The sequence below is a fragment of the Microbacterium sp. AK031 genome (genome assembly GCF_024807145.1).
Taxonomy (GTDB): Bacteria; Actinomycetota; Actinomycetes; order Actinomycetales; family Microbacteriaceae; genus Microbacterium.
This window is the reverse complement of sequence record NZ_JANUCA010000002.1, coordinates 57,055-73,817: the sequence shown is the minus strand read 5'-3', so window position 1 is coordinate 73,817 and position 16,763 is coordinate 57,055. Positions and strand designations below refer to the sequence as shown.

Here is a 16,763-nt window from a genome sequence, read left to right as displayed (position 1 = left end):
AAGGACACTCCTGTGGCACAAGACGTGCTCACCGACCTGAGCAAGGTCCGCAACATCGGCATCATGGCGCACATCGATGCCGGCAAGACCACCACCACCGAGCGCATCCTGTTCTACACGGGCGTCAACCACAAGCTCGGCGAGACGCACGATGGCGCCTCGACCACCGACTGGATGGAGCAGGAGAAGGAGCGCGGCATCACGATCACGTCTGCCGCCGTGACCTGCTACTGGGACAAGAACCAGATCAACATCATCGACACCCCCGGTCACGTCGACTTCACCGTCGAGGTGGAGCGCTCGCTCCGCGTCCTCGATGGCGCAGTCGCCGTCTTCGACGGCAAGGAGGGCGTCGAGCCCCAGTCCGAGACCGTGTGGCGTCAGGCTGACAAGTACAACGTTCCGCGCATCTGCTTCGTCAACAAGATGGACAAGCTCGGCGCTGACTTCTACTTCACGGTCGACACGATCATCAACCGCCTCGGCGCCAAGCCGCTCGTGATCCAGCTGCCGATCGGTGCGGAGAACGACTTCGTCGGCGTCATCGACCTCGTCGAGATGCGTGCACTCGTCTGGGAGGGTGACTCCAAGGGCGACGTGACCATGGGCGCCAAGTACGAGATCCAGGAGATTCCTGCTGACCTCAAGGAGAAGGCTGCCGAGTACCGTCAGCTGCTCCTCGAGACCGTCGCAGAGACCGACGACGCGCTGCTGGAGAAGTTCTTCGGCGGCGAAGAGCTCTCGGTCGCCGAGATCAAGGGAGCGATCCGCAAGCTGACCGTCGCTTCGGAGATCTACCCGGTCCTGTGCGGTTCGGCGTTCAAGAACCGCGGCGTGCAGCCGATGCTCGACGCAGTCATCGATTACCTGCCGAACCCGCTCGACGTCGGTGCCATTCAGGCGCACGACCCGAAGGACTACGACACGATCGTCGAGCGTCACCCCGATGCGAACGACCCGTTCGCCGCTCTCGCGTTCAAGGTGGCGGTGCACCCGTTCTTCGGTCGCCTCACTTACGTTCGCGTCTACTCGGGTCACCTCGACTCCGGTTCCGCGGTCGTCAACTCGACCAAGGGCAAGAAGGAGCGCATCGGGAAGATCTTCCAGATGCACGCCAACAAGGAGATCCCGGTTCCCTCGGTCACCGCCGGAAACATCTACGCGGTCATCGGTCTCAAGGACACCACCACCGGTGACACCCTCACCGACCCGACGTCCCCGGTCGTCCTCGAGTCGATGACGTTCCCCGAGCCCGTCATCGAGGTCGCGATCGAGCCGAAGACCAAGGCCGACCAGGAGAAGCTGGGTGTCGCCATCCAGAAGCTCGCTGAGGAGGACCCGACCTTCCGCACCGAACTCAACCCCGAGACCGGTCAGACGACCATCAAGGGCATGGGCGAACTGCACCTCGACATCCTCGTGGATCGCATGAAGCGCGAGTTCAACGTCGAGGCGAACGTCGGCAAGCCGCAGGTGGCGTACCGCGAGACGATCAAGAAGTCCGTCGAGAAGTACGACTACACGCACAAGAAGCAGACCGGTGGATCGGGTCAGTTCGCGAAGATCCAGTTCAACATCGAGCCGCTCGACCTGGACGCCGAGAAGACCTACGAGTTCGTGAACGCCGTCACCGGTGGTCGCATCCCGCGTGAGTACATCGGCTCCATCGATGCCGGTTTCCAGGACTCCATGAACGTCGGCGTTCTCGCCGGCTTCCCGATCGTGGGCGTCAAGGCGACCATCGTCGATGGTGCAGCGCACGACGTCGACTCCTCGGAGATGGCGTTCAAGATCGCTGGATCGATGGGCATGAAGGAAGCCCTGCGTCGCGCCAACCCTGTGCTTCTCGAGCCGCTGATGGCCGTCGAGGTCCGTACTCCTGAGGAGTACATGGGTGACGTCATCGGTGACCTGAACTCGCGTCGTGGTCAGATCCAGTCGATGGAGGACGCCGCCGGCGTCAAGGTCGTCCGTGCACAGGTTCCGCTGTCCGAGATGTTCGGATACATCGGCGACCTGCGCTCGAAGACCTCTGGTCGCGCGGTGTACTCGATGGAGTTCCACTCCTACGCCGAGGTCCCCAGGGCCGTGGCCGACGAGATCGTCCAGAAGACCAAGGGCGAGTAAGCCCTTTCGTCCGGGCGGCCTGCGGCCGCCCGGACAACACACAACTTCACAAAGCTCTCTCTACTAAACTGAGAATCAAACCCCGTAGGGAACCGGTCACAATCCAGTGCTCGGCAATCTCTACACGAACGTCCTGAGGAGGACCAAGTGGCCAAGGCCAAGTTCGAGCGCACCAAGCCGCACGTGAACATCGGAACGATCGGTCACGTCGACCACGGCAAGACGACGCTGTCGGCAGCCATCTCCAAGGTGCTCGCTGACAAGTACCCGTCCGACACCAACGTGCAGCGTGACTTCGCTTCCATCGACTCGGCGCCGGAAGAGCGCCAGCGTGGTATCACGATCAACATCTCGCACATCGAGTACGAGACCCCCAAGCGCCACTACGCGCACGTTGACGCTCCCGGCCACGCCGACTACGTCAAGAACATGATCACCGGTGCAGCCCAGATGGACGGCGCCATCCTCGTGGTCGCCGCCACCGACGGTCCGATGGCTCAGACCCGTGAGCACGTTCTGCTCGCCAAGCAGGTCGGCGTGCCGTACCTGCTCGTCGCGCTGAATAAGAGCGACATGGTCGATGACGAGGAGATCCTGGAGCTCGTCGAGCTCGAGGTTCGCGAGCTGCTCGCGGCCCAGGGCTTCGACGAGGACGCTCCTGTCGTTCAGGTCTCGGCGCTCAAGGCGCTCGAGGGCGACGAGAAGTGGGTCAACAAGATCGTCGAGCTCATGGAAGCCGTCGACAACAGCGTTCCGGACCCGGAGCGCGACCGCGACAAGCCCTTCCTCATGCCGGTCGAGGACGTCTTCACGATCACCGGTCGTGGAACTGTCGTCACCGGCCGCGCCGAGCGTGGAACCCTCAAGATCAACTCCGAGGTCGAGATCGTCGGCATCCGCCCGACGCAGAAGACCACGGTCACGGGTATCGAGATGTTCCACAAGCAGCTCGACGAGGCATGGGCCGGCGAGAACTGTGGTCTGCTGCTTCGCGGTCTGAAGCGTGAAGACGTCGAGCGCGGCCAGGTCGTCGTTCAGCCGGGCTCGGTCACCCCTCACACGAACTTCGAGGGCACCGCCTACATCCTCTCCAAGGACGAGGGTGGCCGTCACAACCCGTTCTACACGAACTACCGCCCGCAGTTCTACTTCCGCACCACCGATGTCACCGGCGTCATCTCCCTGCCTGAGGGCACCGAGATGGTCATGCCTGGCGACACCACCGACATGACGGTCGAGCTGATCCAGCCGATCGCCATGGAAGAGGGCCTCGGCTTCGCCATCCGTGAGGGTGGGCGCACCGTGGGTGCCGGTACGGTCACCAGCATCATCAAGTAGGAACCTCTTACTTCGCAAAGGGGTCGAGCCTTCGGGCTCGGCCCCTTTGTCGTCTGGAAGAGATCAGGGTTCCGTTCGGTGCGGTTACCGTGCAAAATGGGATTGAGCGGCAGGCTCTGCCGACATCACAACCGTAGGGGGAACCGCAATGGGCATCGACGACCTCGTCAACCAGGGCAAGGATCTGTATGAGCAGAACAAGGACAAGATTGCGGAGGCCGTCAAGAGCGAGCAGGCCGAGGACGTGAGCGACAAGGTTCTCGACGGCGTCGCCGACTTCGCCAAGAAAATCGCACCCGGGGCAGCAGCGAAGATCGACGAGATCCGCGACAGTGCTGACAAGGCCGTCGGTAACGAATAACGATCTCACGAGAAGGCGGCGCACTACGGTGCGTCGCCTTTTCTGTGGGTGGCCGCTTTCATGCTCAGCGAACCGATAGGATGCTAGCGGGAGTTGCACAGAAGAGCGGCTGTCTCAGGTGCGTCAGATAGAGAGAACAAAAGTCGTGGTCGTCGAATCCCGTATCTCCCGCGGTCTCCGCACCTTCTGGGCCGGAGCCCTGGTCTTGATTCTGGCTGTCGCCGGCCTCACGTCGACGACTATGGCCGCGAGCGCAGCCGAGGGCGATCCACAGTTCCTCACTGTCAGGAAGAGCGTTGCCCCCGAAGAGGTATCGCCGGGGCAGCCGTTCACCTACACGATCGCGGTGAACTGTTCCGAGTCGGCGTGCCAAAATGCGACTCTCGACGACGCGCTGCCCGCAGAGCTCGCAGGCTACCCAGTGCAGAACGTCAACTACTCGCCCGCCGCGGCGACCGTGCCGCGCGACGTCACATGGACCGTCGACGGTGAGACGAGCTCGACGAACCCTGCGTCGCTCACCGCAGACACCGCGCTGCACATCGACTTCATCGGCCCTACCGTCTCTCCGGCCGGCACCGGCCTCGAAGAAGGCAACACGTTCACCGTCACCATCACCCTGCAGGTGCCCGACGACCTGACCCCGGGCACCCGGGTGATCACCAACACTGCCGAAACGCTCGCCGACAATTCGGCGCCAGACGCCGACGACGCCACCATCACCATCCTGACTCCCGCTGTCATCGCCGTCGATGCGACCAAGCAGTGGAACCCGAACTCGCAGAGCTTCAGCCCCGGGCAGGCATCGACCATCGCCCTCGGAGTGACCAACGCCTCCAACGGCCCGGTCGAAACGCTCGTCATCCAAGAACCGCAGACCGCAGCAGACGGTGCGAGCGCACTCGATCCGAGCAACCCCTTCACCATCACCGACTTCACCGGCTTCGGCGACACCGCCCTGCCCGCGGGTGCAGACGCAGTGCAGGTCGATCTCTACTTGAAGCAGGCCGACGGCACGTGGACATGGGTACCCGGGCCTCCATCTGCAGAGCTTGCGCTGCCCAGCGACCTCGATCCCGCTGATGTCGGCGGCATCCGTGTCACATACACCGGCGAGTCCATCCAACTGGGCGCCACCGGCAGCGTGTCCCTGAACCTGGAACAGCGCGCGACGCAGCGCGACACAGGCGATGATCTCTCCGTCTCGGTGCAGACCGTCGACAACGTGGTCCAGGGCACTGCCGCAGTCGAGGGCCGCGACCCCGTGTCCGATACCGCCAACGCCTCATACGAGCTCACTCCGGCCGCGATCGCCGCCGCGACCACGAAGGACATCACGCCGTCGCGTCTGGCAGCCGGCGACACCGCCGCCGCGCGTATCGTCGGCACGAACTCCTCCGACGTCGGCGTCAACATCCTGCGCGTCGCAGACCTCGACTACTTCGATGAGGACATCACCTTCGGTGGCTTCACCGCTGCGCCCACCTGGCCCGCGACGGCGACGGCGGGGACCCTCGTTTACCACCCGCTCGACGGCAGCGCAGACATCGAGATACCCCTCGTCGACGGTGCCATCCCCGCGTTGCCCGGCGTACTGATCTCCGGCTTCGAAATCGTGTTCACCGCAGAAGACGGCGGCATCGAGTCAGGAAGCTCGACCGGCATCGACTTCACGATCAACACCTCCGAAGACGCCGTTGCGGCGGGCGCCGGCTCTCGCAACACGACGAACACCGCCACCACGACGGTCACCGCACAGAACGGCGTCACTGACGACGCCGTCGATGACGCGACGCTCACACTGCTCGAGCCCGCCATCGATGTCACGCTGACCAAGAGCATCCGCCCGTCCTCCTCGGTTCAGCCGGGGGAGACAGTCGTGACACGGCTCGCGTCGAACCTCAAGACCACCTCCGACTACGTCACCGCGAGACAGATCGTCGTCGAGGATGCCTGGACGGGAGACGGCGGCTTCTGGGACGCCTTCAACCTCCGCTCCGTCGCATCCACTCAGGTACCGGGCAACACGTCGCTGACCATCCAGGTCCGAGGAGCGGACGGGACCTGGATCGACCTGCAGGTGTATCCGCGGCAGGATGAGGCGCAGCTCATCTCGCTCAGCGAAGCCCAGATCCAGGCGCTGCTCCCGGGTGGGGTCGACATCACCGATGTCACCGGCATCCGTTTCACCTTCGATAACGCCGATGGCTTCGCCTCTGACACGACCGTCACCCCCTACGTGGTCTCCGAGGCCCGTTCAGACCTGCGCTCCGGCGACCCGACCACGCCCGCTCCCGACGAGCCGGTGACGTACGAGAACCACGCGACGACGACCGGCACCGGCGCGACAGAAGCGGGCACGCCGCTCACCGACGACGACGAGGGTGTTGCTGCAGGAACCGTCGAGACTCTGACCGGCACCGGCCCGGTCGGTATCGACAAGCACTGGAATCAGGAGACCGTAGCAGCCCAGTCGCAGCAGAACCGCACCACGACGCTGAGTTGGCGTGTGGGCAGCGGGTACGAAGAGATCGCGATCACCGATTCGGCACCGGATGCCGCGTTCGGTGACCCGAACGGCTCTGTCGAGGAAACGGTGTTCGACGCCTTCGACCTCTCGCGCCTCAACGTGATCAATGCCGACACTGAGCCGTTCTCGAACGGCTGGTTCTTGCGCTATGACAGCATCACCGCCGTCGAGCTGTTCATCGGCGGGCAGTGGACTGCAGTTGCGGTCCCTGCGGCCGGGTGGATTCAGAACGGCGCGTTCGTCGGCTACGCGCTGACGCCCCAGCAACGCGCTGACACGACAGGGGTACGCATCCTGCTGGCGGAGAACACTCCGGCGCGTGAAGCCGCTGCTCAGGCGGGGCCGAGCTACGACCCGTACGCACCACTGCCCGGAACGGGCGTGGGCTCCGGCAGCGTGCAGCGCACCTTCGATCTCACCTGGCAGATCCGCGATCAGAAGCGCTCCGACGGCGCCTGGGTGACCGAGACGGCGACGTACAACACGGCAGACGCCGGCGTGGTCGACAACTCCGCGCGCATCGACGGCACGCCACTGGCAGGCGGAGACGTCGTCAGCGACACCGACAACGACACGATCCTGATCACGAACCCCGGCCCCGGCGTCGTGGTCGAAAAGTCGGTCAGCAATGCTGGTCCGCTGTATGTGCCGCGCGAGGGCACGGATGCTGCGGGCTACCCGACCACGACATTCACGCTTCAGGCGAAGAACGACTCCGTCTCGAAGGCGTCCTACGTTCGTGTGACCGATCCGCCGGCGTGTACAGATTCAGACGATGCAGCGCTATGTCAGAGCGAGGCCACGAGGGCGGGCGCGCTCGCGGACCCGTTCACCGCCGATATCGACTGGCTCACCGCCGACGGTCAGGGCACACCGTTCAACCGGTTCGACCTCAAAAAGGCCACTATCTCGGCAACGATCCCGTCGCAGGTCGACCTGGATGCGTCCACGGTGTGGCTGCTGCGCTACGAGAGCGACGCATACGTCTCGGAGCAGACCACCGCGACCGCCGTCAACGCGGCCAGTGCCGCCGATCTGGCGACGGTCGTCGGCATCAGTGTCACATTCCAAGGGTCTGATCCTGTCACCACTGGTGGCACGATCACTGCCGCCAACAGGCTGAACGTCGTGCTCGACACGCAGCTGCGCACGACCATTCGCGAGACCGGCAACCCGCAGGTCGTTGCAGCCAATGAGACCGTCGACGTCGCCAACCGAGTGTTTGCACAGTCGTACGACCCGATTCTGGCCGAGGGCACCGCAACCGGCGACGGCGACGATGTCAACGTGGTGCTGACCGGTGGCGACATCAACGTCGGCGCCACCAAGACAATCGCGCCGAACGCGTTGACCGAACCCACCCGTCACGATCCCGTCACCGTGACGATCGGCGCGAATCAGGGCACCGATCCGGTGAGCACCCTGCCGCCGGCACAGGTGACGCTGACCGACGACCTAACGAGCTCACCTGACTTCTGGAACTCCTTCGACTTCACCGGCCTCGGTGCGATCAACGCCCCTGCAGGCTCGGATCGTGTCTCAGTAGCCGTGTTCGGGCCGTTCGGCGCTGACGGCGAACCGGCATGGGTCGAATCGGCTGCGACACCGTTCGCCGAAGCGACGGTCCCCGTCGACGCTGGCCAGTATGGCGACATCCAGGGCATCCGCATGCAGTTCTCGCGTGAGGACGGCGGGTTCTTCTCCGACGTGTACCCCACCCCTGCGTGGACCACGGCCACCGCGTTCACCGTGCAGTTGCGCGACACGTTCCGCGACAGCGGTGACGTGATCGATCTCGAAGACCGTCTCACTGTAGACAACGAGGTCGTCGTCATCGCTGATCGGCTCAACGGCGAATCGTCCGAAGCGAGGGAGGCCGCGGCCACCGTCGCGATGAGCCCCGGCACGTTCTCGATCGATGTGCACAAGCAGGTCAACGACGGCACTTCCCGAGTCGCGAACATCGGTGACATGGTGCCGTGGGATCTGACGTTCACCAACACCGGCACCGGATATCTTTCGATCACCGAACTGCGCGATGCGCCTCCGGTGTCGCTGAAGTACCTCGGCGACGAGCCGGTGTACTCGCAACAGCCCGACGGTTCTCTGCCGCTGCCTGAGGGGCTCTCGCTCGAGGGTGATGATCTCGTGTTCACCTGGGCGCAGGGCGCTCAAATGCTCCCGGGTGAGACGTTCAGCATCCGCATCCTGCTCGAGCTGCAGCCCGGACTGCAGACCGGCGAGCGCGCGATCAACGAGTTCACCGTGAGCACGGTGGAGAACCTCGAGCAGTGCACCGACGCCGCAAGGCCGAGCGCGCTGACCGATGCGTGGGATGACGACGATCGCACATGCGGCACGACCGAATACGTGCAGCCGTCAACGTCGAACAACCTGTACGTCGTGAAGGGCGTGCGCGGTGAGCGCGCTGGTGCGATTATCCCGAACAACCCGACCGCGATCTGTCAGCAGAACTTCGTCGCCACCGGCGGGGCGTACTATCGCTCCCCGTGCGCGGCGAACAGTGTGATCGGCGGCACGGATCACTGGATCCTGCGCGCGCAGAACGCGGGCACAACGGTGTTGAACGAGGCCGTTCTCATCGATCAGTTCCCCGTCGCCGGTGACCGGTTGCTGCTTTCGGGTACATCGCGCGGCTCGCAGTACCGCCCGCAGATGCTCGACGATCTCGAGATCACCGCACCAGCCGGCACCACGGGCGTGATCGAGGTCACCTTCTCGCCCGACGTCTGCGTCGGTACATACGGCAACCTTCAGAACCAGGAGCCGTGTGCGCAGAACGGTGAGCAGTGGGTGCTCGCCGACTCGATCGCCGACGAGGACTGGAAGAACGTCTCCGGCCTGCGGATCAGCCTGAACTTCGGCACCGCTGGACTCAACCCGGGCGCCTTCGTCGATGTGACCTACAGCACGTCGAACACCGTCGCGTCGGTCGACGACCCGAGCGGTGCCCCCGGCGTGGTGCCGGTCGACGACACGTTCGCGTGGAACCAGTTCGGCGCGAAGTTCCTCTTCCGGAATGCGACGAGCTACGGCAAGATCGCCCCGAACCGTGTTGGCGTTCACCTGGTGACCGGTTCGATCCAGTTCTCCAAGGAGGTCACCGGTGATGCTTCCGGCTACGCGCCGGATGAATTCCGCTTCGACGTCGTGTGCACGATCCAGGGGGTCGCACTCGACATGGGCGAGCTCGCGGTGGTCGAGCTGAACTCCGCGAACGAGTACTCGCAGCGCATCGATGGCATCCCGTTCGGCGCCTCGTGCGACGTGACGGAGCAAGGACCGGTCGGCGAGTTCGGTGAGACCACTCGCAGCGGCAGCCCGGTAACCCTGGTGGTCGCCGAAGAGAACCGTCAGGGCGCGGTGCCGGAGGCGCAGATCGCCGTGATCGGCAACGAGTACGCGTACTCGGGCCTGTCGGTCACGAAGACCGTCGACACCGACGCAGACCAGGGTGAGTTCGGTCCCTTCGACTTCACCCTCTCGTGCACGACCGCAGTCGGCACGCCGGTGGTGTTCGAGGGCGATGAGACCGAACTCGCGTTCACCCTCTCCGATGGTGAGACCTTCACCGCCCCCGAGGACACGATCCCGGCACGGGCCACCTGCCTGGTCTCCGAAGCTGACAGTACGGATGCGGATGAGATCGTCATCGTCGGAGACAACGTCACCGACAACCGCGACGGCACTGCATCGGTGCTCGTAGGCACGACGGATGCGGCGGTCGAGTTCACGAACGGCTTCAACAGCGGGGTGCTCAGCGTGAGCAAGGTCGTCGACGGCGAAGGCGCCTCCCTCTACGGAGCGGGCCCGTTCGAGTTCACAGCCGTGTGCACCTACCGCGGTCAGACCCTGCTGGAGACCGCATTCACCCTCGATCCGAACGGGCAGCGCACTTTCGGGGTCTACCCGACCGGCACGAGCTGCGTCGTCGAGGAGACCGCGACAGGTGGAGCCACCCGCACTGCCATCGATCCCGCCGACGGCACAGTCGTGATCAGCACAGAGGAAGGCGCGACGAACGCGGTCATCGCGACCAACACGTTCGATCTCACCTCCATCCAGGTCGACAAGTCGGTCACCGGTGACGCGGCGTCCTTCGCCGCCGCCGAGTTCCGCGTCGATGTGGTCTGCTCGGTGCGTGGCATCGACGTCCCGCTCGGCGCGGACGGCGTGGTCGAGCTCAATGAGGCGAACGGCTTCTCCTCCCGTGTCGACGCCATCCCCACCGGCGCCGACTGCACGGTGACCGAGCAGGGCGAGGTCGGCGAGTTCGGTGAGACCGGACGCACGGGCAGCCCCTCGGAGATCGACGTGGAGACCGTGGTGGATGACACGCAGGACGTGCCCGCATCGCAGACGGCGTCGATCGTCAACGAATACACCTACTCCGGGCTTTCGGTCGTCAAGCGCGTACAGAGCGGAGCGGATGCCGAGTACGGCCCGTTCGAGTTCACCCTTTCCTGCATCAGTCGTTCCGGCATCCCGGTTCTCTTCGATGGTGACGTGGCCGAGTACGCGTTCACGCTCGCCACCGACGAGACGTTCACGGTACCGGAGGACACCATTCCGGCGAACTCCACGTGCCTGATCACCGAGGTCGACAGTGCCGCGGCGAACAGCATCACCGTCGCTAGCCCCGCTGTCACCGACCTCGGTGACGGACGTGCCGAAGTCGAGGTCGGGCCTGACCCGGTGAACGTGGAGTACACCAACGTGTTCGATGCGGGCACCCTCACGATCCAGAAGAACGTCGACGGCGCGGGCGGCGAGCTCTACGGCAACGGCCCCTTCGCCTTCACTGCGGTGTGCACCTATCGCGGGCAGACGCTGCTGGACGCATCGTTCGTACTCGGCGCGGGCGAGGAGACGTCGTACGGCGCCTTCCCGACCGGCACCGAGTGCATCGTCGACGAGACGAATGCCGCTGGCGCCACCGAGACCGCGTACGCACCGGCCGATGGCACCGTGCTCATCACCGCCGACGAGAACACGATGGCGACCGTGACGGTGACGAACACCTTCTCGCTCAGTTCGATCGAAGTACGCAAGTCGATCACGGGCGACGCCGCCGCCTACGCGAGCGGCGAGTTCCTCGCCGACGTGATGTGCACCGTCGGCGGCACGGCAGTCGACCTCGGTGCGAACGCCACCGTCGCGCTCACCGCGGCGAACGGCTTCGCCTCCCGCATAGACGGCATCCCGACCGGTGCCGTGTGCGAGGTGACCGAGCAGGGTGAGGTCGGCGACTTCGGGGAGACCAGTCGTCCAGACTCGGACACGACCGTGACGGTGGATACTGTCGTCGCAGCCGACGAAGAGGTGCCCGCCGAGCAGATCGCTGAGCTCGTGAACGACTACGCCTTCTCCGGCCTGTCGGTCACCAAGCGGGTGGATGCAGCGGCCGAGGCCGAGTACGGCCCGTTCGACTTCACCCTCACCTGCACGAGCGCCACCGGCATCCCGGTGACCTTCGACGGGGGAGCGGCGGAGTTGGCCTTCACTCTCGAGGCCGACGCGACGTTCACTGCGGACGAGAACACCATCCCCGCCCGTGCTGACTGCCTCGTCACAGAAGTCGGCGGCAACGCAGACAGCGTCGTCGTCGTCGGAGACAACGTCACAGACAACGGCGACGCGAGTGCCTCGGTGCACGTCGGCGTGACGCCTGCGGCCGTCGAGTTCACCAACGGCTTCGATGCCGGTGTGCTTGTCGTGCAGAAGGTCGTCGACGGTGAGGGAGCGAACCTGTACGGAATGGGCACGTTCGAATTCACCGCCGTGTGCACGTACGACGGGCAGACGCTGTTGGACGCGACCTTCTCACTCGTGAGCGGAGACACCCGCTCGTTCGGTCCGTACCCGACCAACACCTCTTGCATAGTCGAGGAGACGGATGCCGGCAACGCCACCAGTACCGCTTTCGACCCGAGCGACGGCATCGTCGCCGTCGGTGCAGGCAGCTCGTCGACAGTGACTGCGACCAACACATTCGACGTCTCGTCGATCACGGTGACCAAGAAGGTCACCGGCGATCTGGATGCGGACGGTGCACGCGGCGTATTCACCGTTGACCTGCAGTGCACGGTTGACGGTGCCGAATTCGTGATCCCCGGCGATGCGGAGCGCGAACTGCGAGTGGAGGGTGGCTACCAGGCCACCTTCTCCAACCTGCCTGCAGGGGCAGACTGCGTCATCGCGGAGACCGAGACCGGCGGGGCAGTGCGCACCGCGATCTCGGTCGCAGTCGACGGCGGCTCGCCCCTCTCGGTCGACGGCACATCGGCTGATGTCTCCGCTGTCGGAGACGTGCAGGTCGAGATCACGAACGAGTTCGTGAAGGATCTGCCGAGGACGGGCCTCGTTGTACCGCCGATCGTGTGGGGCGCGATCCCGCTCGTCCTGTTCGCCGGGCTCGCTCTGCTTCTGGCCGGAGGGCGCCGCCGCGAGGAGGTTTAATCGCCTGAACAAGAGACGGGGTGGATGCGACGATCGCATCCACCCCGTTCTCGTGTGGTGAGTTCTTCCCGGGTTCGACTAGTATGAATCCAGCCGCCTGGGGATCTTGCGGCTCGGTTCATCGAAGGGGTTCGGTGAACTGCGAATGCGCAGCTGTTGCTGCGCGCAAATCTGGGGAATGATGTTGGGGATCATCACGCGTCGTGCGCCGTCCGTGCGCCGATGCCTCACCTCGCCTCCACGGCGGTCGATCCGCCGTGCCCTCGACGAGGATTTCGGCGGCCCTCCGCGTCGAAGCCCTCGTGTTCGGTGCGCCCCCTCGCACTGAACACTCCCCCAGGCGGGGTGGGGCATGGGGATGCCTCGCCCCGCTGCCGGGCCACGCAAGACGGCTCGGCAGGCGGGGGATCCGATGCGCGACACGCCCGGGTTTGCGTAAGTGAAATCCGGCTGGCAGAATAGACAGGTTCCACATTCCGGCGGTGCGTTTTGTGCGCTCATCGGATCACCACCAGGGCAGTGCATAGGCGGCGTCATCTCCTCGGAGATCGCGCGCAGGGACCTAGGCCGCGGGTGGCAGAACAGCAACCACCTCCTCACGGAGGTTCTGCCGTGCGTCGAAAGCCGCGCGGGATGACAGAAGAACAGTGGTGCCCTTCGTCGGGCGCCGGGCCGGAGACGGTGCGGCATCCGGTGAGAGAAGTGCCGAGGCGCGAACAGCGTCGACGTGCGTCCAATGCCCCTGGGTCACCCGGCCCAGGACGGTAAGACGCCTTATAGAGAGTGAACAGACAATGGCGGGACAGAAAATCCGCATTCGCCTGAAGTCGTATGACCACGAGGTCATCGACTCGTCGGCGCGCAAGATCGTAGACACCGTGACCCGTGCGGGCGCGACTGTCGTCGGCCCGGTGCCGCTTCCGACCGAGAAGAACGTCGTGTGCGTCATCCGGTCGCCCCACAAGTACAAGGACAGCCGCGAGCACTTCGAGATGCGCACCCACAAGCGTCTGATCGACATCGTCGACCCGACGCCCAAGGCAGTCGACTCGCTGATGCGTCTCGACCTTCCGGCTGACGTCAACATCGAGATCAAGCTCTGAGGATCGACATGGCTGACATCAACGCAAAGATTTCCAAGGGAATGCTGGGCACGAAGCTCGGCATGACTCAGGTGTGGAACGCGGACGGCAAGCTCGTCCCCGTCACCGTCATCGAGCTGGCACCGAACGTGGTCACTCAGATCCGCACGCCCGAGAAGGACGGCTACAACGCCGTGCAGATCGCGGCAGGCCAGATCGACCCGCGCAAGGTCAACAAGCCCCTCACGGCCCACTTCGAGGCAGCCGGCGTCACGCCGCGCCGTCACGTCACCGAGATCCGCACAGCGGATGCTGCTGACTACTCGCTCGGTCAGGAGCTCACGGTCGACGGCCTCTTCGAGGCAGGCCAGCTGGTCGACGTCGTCGGCACCAGCAAGGGCAAGGGCACCGCGGGTGTCATGAAGCGCCACAACTTCAAGGGCGTTTCGGCATCGCACGGTTCGCACCGCAACCACCGCAAGCCCGGCTCGATCGGCGCGTCCTCGACCCCGAGCCGCGTCTTCAAGGGAATGCGCATGGCCGGCCGTATGGGCGGCGAGCGCGTGACCGTTCTCAACCTGACGGTGCACGGCATCGACACCGACAAGGGACTGCTGCTCGTCAAGGGCGCCGTTCCCGGTGCTCGTGGCCGCATCGTCTACGTCCGCAACGCAGTGAAGGGGGCCTAGTCCATGGCTGACTCGTCTCTCGCGCTCGACGTCCTCAAGGCCGACGGCAAGAAGGCTGGCTCGATCGAGCTGCCCGCCGCGCTCTTCGACGTCAAGACGAACATTCCGCTCATCCACCAGGTCGTCGTCGCGCAGCTCGCGGCGGCTCGCCAGGGCACTCACTCGACCAAGCGTCGTGGTGAGGTCTCCGGTGCCGGCCGCAAGCCCTTCAAGCAGAAGGGCACGGGTAACGCCCGTCAGGGCTCGATCCGCGCGCCGCACATGACCGGCGGTGGCATCGTCCACGGCCCGAAGCCGCGTGACTACTCGCAGCGCACCCCCAAGAAGATGATCGCCGCAGCCCTCCTGGGCTCGCTCAGCGACCGCTTCCGCGGTGAGCGTCTGCACGCCATCGAGTCCTTCGGTATCGACGGTACGCCTTCGACGAAGGCTGCCGTGAGCTTCCTCACGACCGTCGTCACGTCGAAGAACGTGCTCCTCGTGATCGAACGAGGCGACGACATCACCACGAAGAGCATTCGCAACCTCGCGAACATCCACGTGCTGACGTACGACCAGCTCAACGCCTACGACGTGCTCGTCTCTGACGACATCGTCTTCACCAAGGCCGCGCTCGAGGGCTTCATCGCCTCGAAGACCGGCGCAACCGAGGAGGTCTCGGCATGACCGAGCAGGCAGGCGCCCTCCAGTCGGCGTTCAACAAGGACCCCCGCGACATCATCCTGAAGCCGGTCGTCTCTGAGAAGAGCTACTCGCTGATCGACGAAGGCAAGTACACCTTCCTCGTCGACCCGCGTGCTACGAAGACCGAGATCAAGCTCGCCATCGAGAAGATCTTCGGCGTCAAGGTCGCGGCGGTCAACACGATCAACCGCGTCGGCAAGGCCCGTCGCACCCGCTTCGGCACGGGAAAGCGCAAGGACACCAAGCGCGCCATCGTGAGCCTGAAGTCGGGCACCATCGACATCTTCACGGCAATCGGCTGATCCGGGGGATAAAGGACAATCATGGCTATTCGCAAGTACAAGCCCACGACCCCGGGTCGCCGCGGCTCGTCGGTGGCTGACTTCGCCGAGATCACACGATCGACGCCGGAGAAGTCGCTGCTGCGCCCGCTCTCGAAGACCGGTGGTCGCAACAACCAGGGCCGCATCACGACCCGTCACATCGGTGGTGGACACAAGCGCCAGTACCGTGTCATCGACTTCCGTCGCAATGACAAGGACGGCGTCAACGCCAAGGTCGCTCACATCGAGTACGATCCCAACCGCACCGCGCGCATCGCACTGCTGCATTACTTCGACGGCGAGAAGCGTTACATCATCGCGCCGAACAAGCTGAACCAGGGCGATGTCATCGAGTCGGGTGCATCGGCTGACATCAAGCCGGGCAACAACCTTCCGCTCAAGAACATCCCGACCGGTACTGTGATCCACGCGATCGAGCTCCGTCCGGGTGGCGGGGCGAAGCTCGCACGTTCGGCAGGTGCCTCGGTGCGACTCGTCGCCAAGGAAGGCATCTACGCGCAGCTCCGTCTGCCGTCGGGTGAAATCCGCAACGTCGACGCTCGCTGCCGCGCAACGATCGGCGAGGTCGGCAACGCCGAGCAGTCGAACATCAACTGGGGCAAGGCCGGCCGCAACCGCTGGAAGGGCATCCGCCCGACCGTCCGTGGTGTCGCCATGAACCCCGTCGATCACCCGCACGGTGGTGGTGAGGGTAAGACCTCCGGTGGACGTCACCCTGTCACCCCTTGGGGCCAGGCAGAGGGTCGTACCCGTCACGCCAACAAGGAAAGCGACAAGTACATCGTTCGTCGTCGCACCGCGTCTAAGAAGCGTAAGTAGGAGTAGAGAAGATGCCACGGAGTCTCAAGAAGGGCCCCTTCGTCGACGAGCACCTGCTTCGCAAGGTCGTCGTGCAGAACGAAGCCGGTTCCAAGAACGTCATCAAGACCTGGTCTCGCCGGTCCATGATCATCCCGGCCATGCTGGGTCACACGATCGCGGTCCACGACGGACGCAAGCACATTCCTGTGTTCGTCACCGAGAGCATGGTCGGCCACAAGCTGGGCGAGTTCGCGCCCACCCGCACCTTCCGCGGCCACGAGAAGGACGACAAGAAGGGCCGTCGCCGCTGACGCGGGGACGATAGAG

Annotated in this window: 10 protein-coding genes; all 10 read left to right on the top strand. The window is 64.7% G+C overall.

All coding sequences use genetic code 11. The features are described 5' to 3' along the window. Nucleotides 1-12: 12 nt before the first annotated feature. A complete protein-coding gene (gene fusA, locus HDC95_RS05645) occupies nt 13-2,127 on the top strand; it encodes an elongation factor G (protein ID WP_259062299.1) in 2,115 nt (704 codons plus the stop codon). A 147-nt stretch (nt 2,128-2,274) separates the two neighbouring features. After that, nucleotides 2,275-3,465, top strand: coding sequence for an elongation factor Tu (gene tuf, locus HDC95_RS05640; protein ID WP_259062297.1), 1,191 nt, complete (start codon nt 2,275-2,277; stop codon nt 3,463-3,465). A 148-nt stretch (nt 3,466-3,613) separates the two neighbouring features. Continuing rightward, nucleotides 3,614-3,826 (top strand): hypothetical protein, encoded by a 213-nt coding sequence (locus HDC95_RS05635; RefSeq protein WP_259062296.1) that lies wholly within the window; start codon nt 3,614-3,616, stop codon nt 3,824-3,826. A gap of 145 nt (nt 3,827-3,971) precedes the next feature. Continuing rightward, on the top strand, nt 3,972-12,836 hold the full coding sequence (locus HDC95_RS05630; protein ID WP_259062295.1) for a DUF5979 domain-containing protein: 8,865 nt from the start codon (nt 3,972-3,974) through the stop codon (nt 12,834-12,836). 794 nt (nt 12,837-13,630) lie between these two features. Then, on the top strand, nt 13,631-13,939 hold the full coding sequence (gene rpsJ / locus HDC95_RS05625) for a 30S ribosomal protein S10 (RefSeq protein WP_030147986.1): 309 nt from the start codon (nt 13,631-13,633) through the stop codon (nt 13,937-13,939). Between the two features lie 8 nt (nt 13,940-13,947). Further along, complete coding sequence (rplC, locus tag HDC95_RS05620; protein WP_259062294.1) at nt 13,948-14,607, top strand: 50S ribosomal protein L3; 660 nt, start codon at nt 13,948-13,950, stop codon at nt 14,605-14,607. 3 nt (nt 14,608-14,610) lie between these two features. Continuing rightward, nucleotides 14,611-15,273 (top strand): 50S ribosomal protein L4, encoded by a 663-nt coding sequence (rplD, locus tag HDC95_RS05615; RefSeq protein WP_259062293.1) that lies wholly within the window; start codon nt 14,611-14,613, stop codon nt 15,271-15,273. Further along, on the top strand, nt 15,270-15,593 hold the full coding sequence (gene rplW, locus HDC95_RS05610) for a 50S ribosomal protein L23 (RefSeq protein ID WP_259062292.1): 324 nt from the start codon (nt 15,270-15,272) through the stop codon (nt 15,591-15,593). Before rplD ends, rplW begins: the two co-directional genes overlap by 4 nt. Nucleotides 15,594-15,614: 21 nt before the next feature. Next, nucleotides 15,615-16,454 carry a 50S ribosomal protein L2 gene (gene rplB / locus HDC95_RS05605; protein WP_259062291.1) on the top strand — a complete coding sequence of 280 codons (840 nt, stop codon included), beginning with the start codon at nt 15,615-15,617 and terminating at the stop codon, nt 16,452-16,454. An 11-nt stretch (nt 16,455-16,465) separates the two neighbouring features. Next, nucleotides 16,466-16,747: a 30S ribosomal protein S19 gene (gene rpsS, locus HDC95_RS05600; RefSeq protein ID WP_234001509.1), complete on the top strand. Its 282-nt coding sequence runs from the start codon at nt 16,466-16,468 to the stop codon at nt 16,745-16,747. Nucleotides 16,748-16,763: the final 16 nt, after the last annotated feature.

Bases quoted from the DNA above. Each gene is read 5' to 3' on its own strand.
- rplC (WP_259062294.1), top strand. From the start codon at position 13,948: ATGGCTGACATCAACGCAAAGATTTCCAAGGGAATGCTGGGCACGAAG.
- rplD (WP_259062293.1), top strand. From the start codon at position 14,611: ATGGCTGACTCGTCTCTCGCGCTCGACGTCCTCAAGGCCGACGGCAAG.
- rpsJ (WP_030147986.1), top strand. From the start codon at position 13,631: ATGGCGGGACAGAAAATCCGCATTCGCCTGAAGTCGTATGACCACGAG.
- rpsS (WP_234001509.1), top strand. From the start codon at position 16,466: ATGCCACGGAGTCTCAAGAAGGGCCCCTTCGTCGACGAGCACCTGCTT.
- HDC95_RS05635 (WP_259062296.1), top strand. From the start codon at position 3,614: ATGGGCATCGACGACCTCGTCAACCAGGGCAAGGATCTGTATGAGCAG.
- rplB (WP_259062291.1), top strand. From the start codon at position 15,615: ATGGCTATTCGCAAGTACAAGCCCACGACCCCGGGTCGCCGCGGCTCG.
- rplW (WP_259062292.1), top strand. From the start codon at position 15,270: ATGACCGAGCAGGCAGGCGCCCTCCAGTCGGCGTTCAACAAGGACCCC.